The sequence below is a fragment of the Aquidulcibacter sp. genome (assembly GCF_044346625.1).
Lineage (GTDB): Bacteria > Pseudomonadota > Alphaproteobacteria > Caulobacterales > Aquidulcibacteraceae > Aquidulcibacter.
Genome location: NZ_JBIIYV010000021.1, coordinates 33756 through 44543 on the forward strand (window position 1 = coordinate 33756; position 10788 = coordinate 44543).

A 10788-nucleotide genomic window follows, 5' to 3' on the forward strand; every position below is an offset into this window, starting at 1 on the left:
AAAAAACAAAATCAGCCTTGCAGTCTGCGGAAAAACTTACAATCCGCCATCTGCTGGTAAGGGTGGCGATGCACGCTGCAGGACAATGGCAATCCGGCGGTTGGCCGCCTGATAGGGATCGTCTGGGAAGAGGGGGTCAGACCCTGCTTTCCCGGATACTTGCGCGATGCGGTCTTCACTCAAGCCCGCTGCTGTCAACACGCGGCGCGCGGAATTCGCGCGGGCTGATGACAGGTCCCAATTGGAATTGCGCGGATCAGGATTTGGGGCTGCATCGGTATGGCCTGAGATACTGACGCGATTGGGCAATGTCTCAACGATACGTGCTGCAGCTTGCAAAATCAGGCGCGCGCGATCATTCGGCACCGTTGAGCCGGGCTCAAACATCGGGCGACCTTCCTGGTCAACCAATTGAATGCGCAAGCCCTCTGGCGTTTGATCCACGATGATGTTGCGCGACATCTCAGCCAGTTCTGGCATGTCCTGCAAGGCTTGGCGCAAACTCATCTCAGCTTGTTGGAATTCGGCGGCTTCGCGTTTGGCGATGGCATCTTCAGCGGCCTTATCCGCGGCGTCTGCCGCACCTTGCCCACTGCTTTCACCCGCTTGGCTGGAGGGTTGGCTCGCAGGTGCTGCTGATTCAAAAATCGGGGTTGCCCCTTTTTGCATCGCGCCAACTTCGCCCAAGGCCGTGCCGCCCAGAATCCCGCCAGAGCCCGAGGTCGAAGCAGACACACTGGCTGGTGCGAAATAGTCTGCAATCCCGCGCTTTTGCTCGGGTGAGGAGGTGTTGATCAACCACATCAACAAAAAGAAGGCCATCATGGCGGTCACAAAGTCAGCGTAAGCCACTTTCCATGCGCCACCATGGTGTCCGCCGGCTATCTTTTTGACTCTTTTAATTATTATGGGCCGATTGGACGACATGATGAGCTTCTCACAGTGATAGTGTTGAGAAGTATGCACGATGTCGGTTAAGAGCAGGTTTGCAGGAATGAACAAATGACATTTGACTTAAAAGACTATCGCACTGCCTTGGGCAGCTTTGCCACGGGCGTCACGATCGTGACCACGTTGGATTCAAACGGAAATGGCCATGGCTTAACGGTCAATAGCTTTACGTCAGTGTCGCTGGAGCCGCCTCTCGTGCTGTGGTGTCTGGGCAATAAGTCTGACTCGTTTGACCTGTTCTCAAAATGTGATGCCTATGCGATCAATATTCTGTCAGACAGCCAAGGCGAGATGGCCATGCGCTTTGCCGGTAAGGGCGATCAAAAGCTCGCAGTGGGTGAGTATGCCGCCTTGGAGACCGGGTCCCCAATTCTGCCCGGCACCATTGCGGCCTTTGACACCAAAGTCGCGAAGCGCATTGAAGCGGGGGATCATTTGATCCTAATTGGTCAAACCATGGCTTATCAAAGTCATCAGGGCCAAGGCTTGGCTTATTTCAGTGGACAATTTGGTTCCACCGCAGCCTTGGCAAAGTCATGAGCCAGCCGACGCTGGCTTTTTTAGGGTTGGGGGTCATGGGTGGCCCTATGGCTGGTTGGCTGGTCAAAAACGGCCATTCGGTACGCGTTTGGAATCGCACACATGCGAAAGCCGAAGCTTGGGCGCAGTCCAATCCCGGTGAAGTTGCTGAGACGATTGCGTTGGCGGTCACTGGTGCAGACTTTGTGATGGCCTGTGTTGGCGATGATCCTGATGCACGGGCAGTCGCGCTCCAAGCCTTTGCCGCAATGAAGCCAGGCGCTGTCTATGTTGACCACACCACGACCTCTGCTGCCCTATCGAAAGAATTGGCGCTGGCTGCTTCCACGGCAGGGCTAGACTGGCTGGATGCACCGGTTTCTGGTGGTCAGGCTGGCGCGATCAATGGCCGACTGACCGCAATGTGCGGTGCCAACGAAGCGGTTTTTGAGCGCGCGACGCCTGTATTGTCTGCCTATTGCGGCAATATTGTCCGGATCGGTCAGGCGGGCGCAGGCCAACTGGCCAAAATGGTCAATCAAATCGCGATCGCAGGGGTCGTCCAAGGCCTTGCTGAGGCCGTTTCCTTTGCCAAAGCACAAGAGCTTGATACCGACGCGGTCCTTGCCGCCATTTCCAAAGGGGCCGCAGGCTCATGGCAGATGGAAAACCGCTGGGCGACCATGGTTGAAGATCGCTATGATTTTGGCTTTGCTGTCGATTGGATGCGCAAGGATTTGCGGATCGTATTAGAAGCTGCCCAATCTAAAGGGCTTGATCTTGCCTTGACCCAAATGGTCAATGGCTATTATGCCGAAATCCAAGCCGATGGGGGTGGCCGTCTGGATACCTCCAGCTTGGCTAAACGTTTCACTTCTTTAAGAAAGCCCGATTGATGTTTTCCCTTTTGATGATGGCAGCTATCGCTGAGACTCCAACGCCTTTTAAGCCGACTGTCTTGTGTGATGGGGTTGCAAAAATTGAGCTGGCCACATTGGACCGGCCGCTCGCGTTTAAATCCTTAGTGGCAACTGAGACCCGCCCAACGCGCGTGCGCAACGGGCAGGGGGTGTTGACCGTCGAGAACCGGCCTGTGACAGTGGTGAAGCCGCTGGAAGGTCTAACCGATTGTCGCTTTGTCTATAATGCCTCGATCTCCTTGGCATGCTATGGCGCGCCAGTAGTCGATGAGGCTGATGAAGCGGCAGTTGCACAGGCCTTAGCGGACTTTTCTGATGAAGTCGCAAAATGTTTGAAAAATGAAAAGCTAGCGCGGCGCAACGATGATTTTGGCTCAACGGCCTCGGTCGCTTTTTCTGGCGGCGCTAAGGAGCCGTTTTATCAGATTTCGATGGTGCCTTTGCCTGACGTCGCAAACAAGCGTCGGCCAGAGCTTTTGGTCTTAGGCCCTGCAGAAGTTCCGCAAGCCCCTGTGGTAAAAGCAAAGCCTGCTGCACCTAAAAAAACTGCACCCAAAGCAAAACGACGCTAAGGCTTAGGCGTTGCGTAGCCGCTTGGCTGCTTCCATCGCCCAATAGGTGATGATGCCGTCCGCGCCCGCCCGCTTGAAGCAGGACAGAGCCTCGATCCGCACGCGTTCACCGTCTAGCCAACCATTGGCGATGGCTGCTTCCATCATCGCGTACTCGCCGGAAACTTGGAACGCATAGGTCGGCACGCCAAAGTGTTCTTTGACGCGGCGAACAATATCCAAATAGGGCATGCCTGGCTTGACCATGACCATGTCGGCACCTTCGGCGATATCTAAGGCCACTTCGCGCAAGGCTTCGTCGCTATTGCCCGGGTCCATCTGATACGTTTTCTTGTCGCCCTTTAGTGCACCTTTAGAGCCGATGGCATCGCGGTACGGACCATAGAAGGCAGACGCATATTTTGCGGCATAAGACATGATGGCTACATCATGAAAGCCTGAAGCATCGAGGCCCGCCCGTATGGCCCCAATCCGCCCGTCCGTCATATCAGAGGGGGCGACAACATCGGCACCCGACTGCGCTTCAAGCACGGCCTGTCTAACCAAAGCTTCAATCGTTGGATCGTTCAGCATGGTGCCCGCGTCATCGATCAGACCGTCATGGCCATGGTCTGTAAAGGGGTCGAGCGCCACATCCGTCATCAGCCCAACATTTGGGGCCGCTGCCTTCATCGAGGCGATTACTTCGGGTATCAAACCCTTCGGGTTAAAGGCTTCGGATCCTTCGCCGTTTTTCAGCGCTGAATCGATGAACGGAAAGACCGCGATCATCGGGATGCCGAGGCTCTCAGCCTCTTGAGCCACCGCAACCGCCTCGTTACGACTATAGCGGAAGGTGCCGGGCATAGAAGCCACCGGAATACGACTTTCGGTGCCGTCGTGAACCACCATCGCCAAGATTAAGTCATTGACGCTTAATTGGGTTTCGCGGGTCAGTCTGCGTCGCCAATCGGTCAAACGATTGCGGCGCATACGGGTGGCAGGGAAGGCGGCGGAGGGTAGATGTGTCGTCATGGAAGTATGTGTAGCGCCATAATTGCGAAACGGCTACGCTGCCCAACATCACAGGATTCACACTCTATGGCCTACGACACGACCGAAGACCAAAACCTTATCATTTCAACGGCTCGCCGCTTTGCAAAGGAGTCGCTCGCCCCCCATGCCATGGCGTGGGAAGAGGCGGGAACCCTAGACCGCGCTACCTTGCAGGCTTTGGCGGAACTGGGCTTTGCTGGGATCTATGTGCGCGATGATATGGGCGGCTCTGGCCTCACGCGCTTGGATGCGGCGATTATATTTGAGGAATTATCTCGCGGCGATGTCTCCCATGCGGCCTTCCTATCTATCCACAATATGGCTAGCTGGATGATTGATACATTTGGCTCAGAAGAACAGCGACAGAGATTTCTTCCGGCTCTAACCAGCATGGACATGATTGCCAGCTATTGTTTGACAGAGCCTGGCGCTGGGTCAGACGCGGCTTCCTTGTCGACCACCGCCCGCCGCGATGGCGATGACTATATCGTCAATGGCACCAAGGCGTTCATTTCCGGGGCTGGCTTCTCTGACCTCTATGTCGTGATGGTCCGGACAGGCGAAGCAGGCCCGCGCGGTATCTCGACCCTATTAGTGCCAAAGGATACGCCTGGTCTGTCATTTGGCAAAATTGAAAAGAAGATGGGTTGGCAGGCTCAGCAAACTGCACAAGTCATTTTCGAAGATTGCCGTGTGCCCGTTGCCAATCGGCTGGGCGAAGAAGGCCAAGGCTTTACCTTTGCCATGAAGGGTTTGGATGGTGGCCGCCTCAATATCGCGGCTTGCTCGTTGGGCGGCGCAACCGATGCGATTGAACGGGCCTTTGCTTATTCGCGCGACCGCAAACAATTTGGCCAAGCGCTGTGGAACTTTCAAACCACGCAATTCAAATTGGCCGATATGGCGACCGAGCTAGAGGCTGCGCGTGTCTTCCTGCGCCATGCAGCTGCAGCCTTGGATGCCAAAAGCCCTGAAGCGACAAAATTATGCGCTATGGCGAAACGGTTTGTCACAGATATCGGCTTTCATGTCGCAAATCAGGCGCTGCAGATTCATGGCGGTTACGGCTATCTCAAAGACTATGAGGTGGAACGCATTGTTCGGGATCTGCGGGTGCATCAAATCCTTGAAGGCACCAATGAGGTCATGCGCGTGATTATCGCAAGGGAATTAGATCGTGGTTTCTAACGTTTATCTAGGTCGTCGCAAACTGTTGTTGGGGATGGGTTCCGCCCTTGGTGCAGGGTTGGTTTCGGCTTGCGCCACTGGCCAAACTGGCCCTGTCGCCACCCGCCAAGCAAAAGGAGGTTCCGTCTTGACCAAGCCGATTATCATCGCCCACCGCGGCGCGTCGGGCTTGCGGCCAGAACATACGTTGGCCGCTTATCAACTTGCGATTGACCAAGGTGCCGACTTTATCGAGCCTGATTTGGTCTTGACCAAAGACGGTCACCTAATCTGTCGGCATGAAAATGAGATCAGCGGCACAACAAATGTGGCTTCAAAGCCAGAGTTTGCCGATCGAAAGAAAGTGCACGTCATCGATGGCGAGCCTTATGAAGGCTGGTTCACCGAAGATTTTACTTTGGCTGAGATCAAAACTCTGCGGTGTAAGGAGCGTTTGCCGCAATTGCGGCCCGGCAATATGGCCTATGATGGGCAATTTGACGTGCCGACTTTTGAAGAGGTTTTAGAGCTTGCCAAACGGCAAATCGCCACAACCGGTCACACGATTGGCGTGTATCCTGAAACCAAGCACCCCACTTGGTTTGAAGGTCTAAACCTATCGTTTGACGCGCCCTTGGTGACGCTTATTCAGCGATACGGTCTTGATGCGGCTGACGCGCCAATTTTCATTCAGAGTTTTGAAGTCACCAATCTCAAGCGCCTGCGCGGCAAGACTAAAGCGCCATTGGTGCAATTGATGGCTAAGGACGGTGGCCCATTTGATCTTAGCAAGGCAGGTGTCACTTATGGCAGCATGGCGACAGCGGCGGGCCTGAAAGAAATCGCCACCTATGCCAACGGCGTGGGGCCAGAGAAAATCCTGATCCTGCCGCGCGACGCCTCCAATAAAAACTTAATTCCAACCAGCTTTGTCGCCGATGCGCATAAAGCGGGGTTGGTGGTTCACCCTTGGACTTTCCGAGCTGAGAATTACTTTTTGCCGGACGACTATCGCCGAGGTCAAAGCTCTGACCCAACCTATTTGGCCCAACATGGTGATCTGATTGCCGAAGTTCAGGCCTTTATGGCCGCCGGTGTGGATGGGGTCTTCTCGGACTTTCCAGATATTGCAGTTCAAGCACGGGCGTCACAATGAGTGAAGCTGCTTCCCTGCCTGTTTTAGTTTCAACCCAAGGACACTTAGGCGTTCTGACCCTGAACCGCCCAGACGCGCTGCACGCGCTGGATGGGCAGATGGTCAAGATCATGACCGAAGCCTTATTGGCATGGCGAATGGATCCCGCCATCGCGGGTGTTATGGTCGATCATGCGGGGCCTCGCGGCTTTTGTGCGGGCGGCGACATCCGAATGCTGGCTGAAAGCGGGGCAAAGGATGGACAGGAAGCCCGCGCGTTCTTTTATAACGAATACCGCCTGAACCATCTGATCGCCAATTATCCAAAGCCCTATGTCGCGATCCTCGACGGCGTCACCATGGGTGGTGGGGTTGGCATCTCCGTTCATGGACCATTTCGTATTGGAACCGAGCGCACGTTGTTTGCCATGCCAGAGACCGGGATTGGCTTGTTTCCCGATGTTGGCGGTGGTTGGTTTTTGCCTCGCTTGTCTGGTGAGATCGGCATGTGGCTGGCGCTGACCGGCACGCGCATCAAAGCCGCTGATTGTGTGATTGCCGGCATTTTAACCCATTACATCCCCAGTGAACTTCTCGACGCGCTCAAGGCGCAAGTTGCGGGGGCTATGTCGACCCACACGCCACTGGCTGCCCTAAAATCTGGTCTCGCGGCTCTGGAAGAAGAGGCGGGCAGGCCCCAGCATCTGACCGCTGAGACTGTCGCCATCATCAATCGCTGTTTCGCGGGCGATAGCGTTGAAGCGATCGTGGAAGCCCTCGTTCAGGACGAAGGCGCGTGGGCTCAGGAACAAGTCAAAATTTTGGAGCAAAAGTCCCCCCAGACCTTGAAAGTAGCCTTTCGGCAGTTGCGCGAAGGTCGCGCAGCGACCGACTTTGCGACCCATATGGCGATGGAATATCGCATTGGCGCACGCGTTGTCCGGCGGCATGACTTCCTTGAAGGGGTTCGCGCGGTCATAATCGACAAGGATCAGGCGCCAAAATGGCAGCCAGTCAGTCTGGAAGAAGTGGACGACGCCCTGCTTGATGCAATTTTTGCCCCCCTCGAGGCAGGGGAAGGTACCGAATGGGAACCAATCACATGGTAGATATCGCCTTTATCGGCTTGGGTGCTATGGGCTCGGGCATGGCGGCAAATTTGGCGAAGGCTGGCCATCGGGTGTTTGCGTATGATCTTGCGCCTGCTGCGCTTGAAGCAGCCGTTGCTGCTGGCTGTGAAGCGTCACTATCTGTGGCAGAAGCCGTTGGGAAAGCTGATTTTGTGGTGACGATGTTGCCAACTGGGGCCCACGTAGTCGACGTCTATCAAAGCCGAGCTGGGGTGCTTGCCCATATTCGACCAGATACGGTTTTGATCGATTGCTCGACGATATCGGTTGATGATGCGCGGGCTGTGGGCGAGGCCGCGCGTGCTAAGGGCTTTGTAATGTGCGATGCCCCCGTATCCGGTGGCGTAGCCGCAGCGTCTGCCGGTACCTTGACCTTTATGGTTGGAGGTGCGGCAGAGGAATTTGAGCAGGCGCAACCTATTTTGCAAGCCATGGGCAAGGCCGTGATCCATGCGGGGCAATCGGGTGCAGGGCAGGCAGCCAAAATCTGCAACAATATGCTGCTAGCGATCTCCATGATTGGCACCTGTGAGGCGTTCGTGTTGGCCGAAAGGCTGGGTCTAGACCCCAAAGCTTTCTTTGACATCGCCTCTCAATCCTCTGGCCAAAGTTGGTCAATGACCAGCTATGCGCCAGTGCCAGGATTGGTACCTCAAGCGCCATCAAACCGAGATTTCATCAACGGATTTGCCGGAGCACTGATGTTGAAGGATTTAAGGCTGGCTTTGGAAGCAACGCACGGCGTCGGCATGACGGCGGCCTTAGCCTTAAAATCAGAAGAAATTTATAGTGAATATATTCTTAAGTACACACCAAATCGGGATTTTTCCGGTGTCATTGATATGCTTAGGAGCGAGTAAAGTTCATTTTAACAAGATATTAGAGACTTTGCCTTAAGTTGTCTCGAAACGTCGAAGAATACGGCGGGAGAAAAATTATGGCGGGTCAAACACAACAAAACTCGATCGGCGACTTGGTCGAAGAATCGAGCCTAAGCGAATATCGTCGTGCGCTTTCTTTGGTAGAGCGCCTCCATCGGCAATTGCTGGATGTCGTTAAGGACGATTTGGATCGTGCGGGTCATGATGATTTGACCCCCGTTCAGGCGCTCCTGATCTTCAACATTGGCGATGCCGAATGGTCTGCGGGTGAATTGAAGTCCCGCGGCTTCTATCTGGGTTCCAATGTTTCTTACAATTTGAAGAAGCTGCACGAGCTCGGCTATGTCGAGAGCGGCAAGTCTTTGCACGATAAGCGTCAGATCCGTTTACGTCTGACTCAAGAAGGCAGCGAGTTGCGCAAGCAGTTGGACGTGATGTTCCAGCGCCATGCCGCAACCTTGAGCCCAGTCGGCGGTGTCGAGAGCCCGGATCTAGTGGCATCGAACAAGACGTTGACCCGGTTAGAGCGTTTCTGGGCAGACCAAATCCGCTTCCGGCTCTAGGCTCTCGAAGCTTTCCAGATCAAAAAGCCGCTATCGAAGGGTCGATAGCGGCTTTTTTGCGCCCACACGCTACTTTAGTCTGCCAGCTGCGACATATTGCCTATGGCTTTGTGACCAATTTCATCTACTTATTCCTCAACGACTGATCGGATTAACGCGCGCGATGAGGGGGCTCGTAGGGGCCAGCTTACTATGGATTATGAAGGTGCCTTCAAAAAGGCCGTCACGGAAGTCCGCAATGAAGGCCGCTATCGGGTTTTCGCCGATGTGAAGCGCGTCCAAGGTCAGTTCCCGCGCGCGCGCCGTCGGACAGAATCTGGTGAGCAGGAGATCGTGATCTGGTGCTCCAATGATTATCTGGGGCAGGGGCAACACCCGCGTGTGTTGGCAGCCATGACCAGCGCGATTGATGATGTAGGTGCGGGATCGGGTGGAACGCGCAACATTTCTGGCACCACCAGTTTCCATGTCGATTTAGAATATGAACTCGCTGATCTGCACCAAAAGGAAGCAGCACTTCTCTTCACCTCTGGCTATGTCGCAAACGATGCGACTTTGGCTACGATGTCGCGCATCCTGCCGGGCTGCATCATCTTTTCCGACGAAAAGAACCATGCCTCGATGATCGAGGGCATTCGCCGTTCTGGTTGTGAGAAGCGCGTTTTCCGGCACAATGATGTTGCGCACTTGGAAAGTCTTCTTGCGCGTGCGCCGCTGGATGCGCCCAAACTGATCGCGTTTGAAAGCGTCTATTCCATGGATGGCGATGTGTCGCCAATTCATGCGATTTGCGATCTGGCAGAGCGCTATAATGCGATGACCTATCTGGACGAAGTTCATGCAGTTGGCCTGTATGGCGCACGCGGGGCAGGCATTGCAGAGCGGGATGGTGCCCTTGACCGCATTGATGTAATTGAAGGCACGCTAGGTAAGGCGTTTGGCCTAATGGGCGGCTATATTGCAGGCAGCCATTCAATGGTGGATGCAATCCGATCATTTGCCCCAGGCTTTATCTTCACCACCTCTTTGGCCCCCGTTTTGGCGGCTGGCGCTTTGGAGAGTGTGCGTATACTGAAAAGTTCAGAGGGCATAGAGTTGCGGGCGCAACATCAGCGCCAAGCCAATCTGCTCAAGCGTTTGTTCCTACAGGCCGGTCTTCCGGTGATGGATAGTTCTACGACACATATAGTGCCGCTTTTTGTCGGTGATGCAGTCCGCTGTAAGACGATTTCAGATCGTTTGCTTCAGGACCACGGGGTCTATGTGCAGCCAATCAATTTCCCAACTGTTGCGCGAGGCTCGGAGCGGTTGCGCTTTACGCCGAGCCCACTTCATGATGATCAACTGTGTGAAGCGTTGGTAGGTGCGGTGCTGGACGTTTGGCACACCAAAGCGCAGAGCCAAGTTGCATAGATATGGCGCACCAAGCGCAGCCAGACCCCCTTTTGAGGCAAATGGCTGCGCGGGAAATCTACATTGAACGACAGAACCGGGGTGCGTACGCGCAGGTCCGGGCTATTGATGCGCAAACCGGCTTGGAAGTCTCAGTAACTACGCCTTCAAACGCCGCCCAATTTGACCAAAATCGCTTGGCCTTACGGAAGCTGGGGCAATGTCTTATGGCGCAAGGTCATATGGTTCTCGACAATTGGAACGATAACGGCGCCGACTTGCCTGAGAAAGGTGAGGAGGTTTCCAAAAACACGGCTACGTCCTTGCCAAAACGTGGAATTTATACTTAGATTTCTCAAGTATTATCTTGAGGTTTTAAGTATAAATAGCAATCTCGTCGCATGTGAACAATCCGATTTCGGCGCATTTAGGATAATCTGCCTTTGAGAGGCAGCTTTTTGGCTGGATGGTGGTTTGTGGTGTCTATGTGGCCCTGAGTGGGCTGCGTGGGATCATGGTAGCG

12 protein-coding genes are annotated in these 10788 nt (G+C 54.6%); 10 read left to right on the plus strand and 2 right to left on the minus strand.

Annotated elements, in window-relative coordinates:
• Positions 1-36: 36 nt before the first annotated feature.
• Positions 37-927 carry a flagellar motor protein MotB gene (locus ACIQ20_RS07450; protein WP_395778925.1) on the minus strand — a complete coding sequence of 297 codons (891 nt, stop codon included), beginning with the start codon at positions 925-927 and terminating at the stop codon, positions 37-39.
• Positions 928-1002: 75 nt separating this feature from the next.
• Here ACIQ20_RS07450 and ACIQ20_RS07455 point away from each other — a divergent pair, with 75 nt between their 5' ends.
• From ACIQ20_RS07455 to ACIQ20_RS07465, 3 genes are read left to right on the plus strand one after another with little or no spacing between them, the layout of a single operon-like run.
• Complete coding sequence (locus tag ACIQ20_RS07455; protein WP_395778927.1) at positions 1003-1491, plus strand: flavin reductase family protein; 489 nt, start codon at positions 1003-1005, stop codon at positions 1489-1491.
• Positions 1488-2366 carry an NAD(P)-dependent oxidoreductase gene (locus tag ACIQ20_RS07460; protein ID WP_395778929.1) on the plus strand — a complete coding sequence of 293 codons (879 nt, stop codon included), beginning with the start codon at positions 1488-1490 and terminating at the stop codon, positions 2364-2366. Before ACIQ20_RS07455 ends, ACIQ20_RS07460 begins: the two co-directional genes overlap by 4 nt.
• Entirely contained in the window at positions 2366-2962 is a 597-nt protein-coding gene (locus tag ACIQ20_RS07465) for a hypothetical protein (RefSeq protein ID WP_395778931.1), read from the plus strand. The genes ACIQ20_RS07460 and ACIQ20_RS07465 overlap by 1 nt, the downstream gene beginning before the upstream one ends.
• A gap of 3 nt (positions 2963-2965) precedes the next feature.
• Here ACIQ20_RS07465 and hemB read toward each other — a convergent pair whose 3' ends face one another.
• Entirely contained in the window at positions 2966-3976 is a 1011-nt protein-coding gene (gene hemB, locus ACIQ20_RS07470; RefSeq protein WP_395778933.1) for a porphobilinogen synthase, read from the minus strand.
• Positions 3977-4042: 66 nt separating this feature from the next.
• Between hemB and ACIQ20_RS07475 the strand changes: the two genes are divergently transcribed.
• The 7 genes from ACIQ20_RS07475 (at position 4043) to ACIQ20_RS07505 (ending at position 10615) form a co-directional block, all read left to right on the plus strand.
• Positions 4043-5185, plus strand: a complete 1143-nt coding sequence (locus ACIQ20_RS07475; protein WP_395778935.1) for an acyl-CoA dehydrogenase family protein — start codon at positions 4043-4045, stop codon at positions 5183-5185.
• Entirely contained in the window at positions 5175-6320 is a 1146-nt protein-coding gene (locus tag ACIQ20_RS07480) for a glycerophosphodiester phosphodiesterase (protein ID WP_395778937.1), read from the plus strand. The genes ACIQ20_RS07475 and ACIQ20_RS07480 overlap by 11 nt, the downstream gene beginning before the upstream one ends.
• Positions 6317-7408 carry an enoyl-CoA hydratase/isomerase family protein gene (locus ACIQ20_RS07485; protein ID WP_395778939.1) on the plus strand — a complete coding sequence of 364 codons (1092 nt, stop codon included), beginning with the start codon at positions 6317-6319 and terminating at the stop codon, positions 7406-7408. The genes ACIQ20_RS07480 and ACIQ20_RS07485 overlap by 4 nt, the downstream gene beginning before the upstream one ends.
• Complete coding sequence (mmsB, locus tag ACIQ20_RS07490) at positions 7402-8289, plus strand: 3-hydroxyisobutyrate dehydrogenase (protein ID WP_395778941.1); 888 nt, start codon at positions 7402-7404, stop codon at positions 8287-8289. The genes ACIQ20_RS07485 and mmsB overlap by 7 nt, the downstream gene beginning before the upstream one ends.
• 77 nt (positions 8290-8366) lie before the next feature.
• Positions 8367-8873 (plus strand): MarR family winged helix-turn-helix transcriptional regulator, encoded by a 507-nt coding sequence (locus ACIQ20_RS07495; protein WP_395778943.1) that lies wholly within the window; start codon positions 8367-8369, stop codon positions 8871-8873.
• A 192-nt stretch (positions 8874-9065) separates the two neighbouring features.
• On the plus strand, positions 9066-10286 hold the full coding sequence (gene hemA / locus ACIQ20_RS07500) for a 5-aminolevulinate synthase (protein WP_395778945.1): 1221 nt from the start codon (positions 9066-9068) through the stop codon (positions 10284-10286).
• Between the two features lie 41 nt (positions 10287-10327).
• Positions 10328-10615, plus strand: coding sequence for a DUF6898 family protein (locus tag ACIQ20_RS07505; protein WP_395778947.1), 288 nt, complete (start codon positions 10328-10330; stop codon positions 10613-10615).
• Positions 10616-10788: the final 173 nt, after the last annotated feature.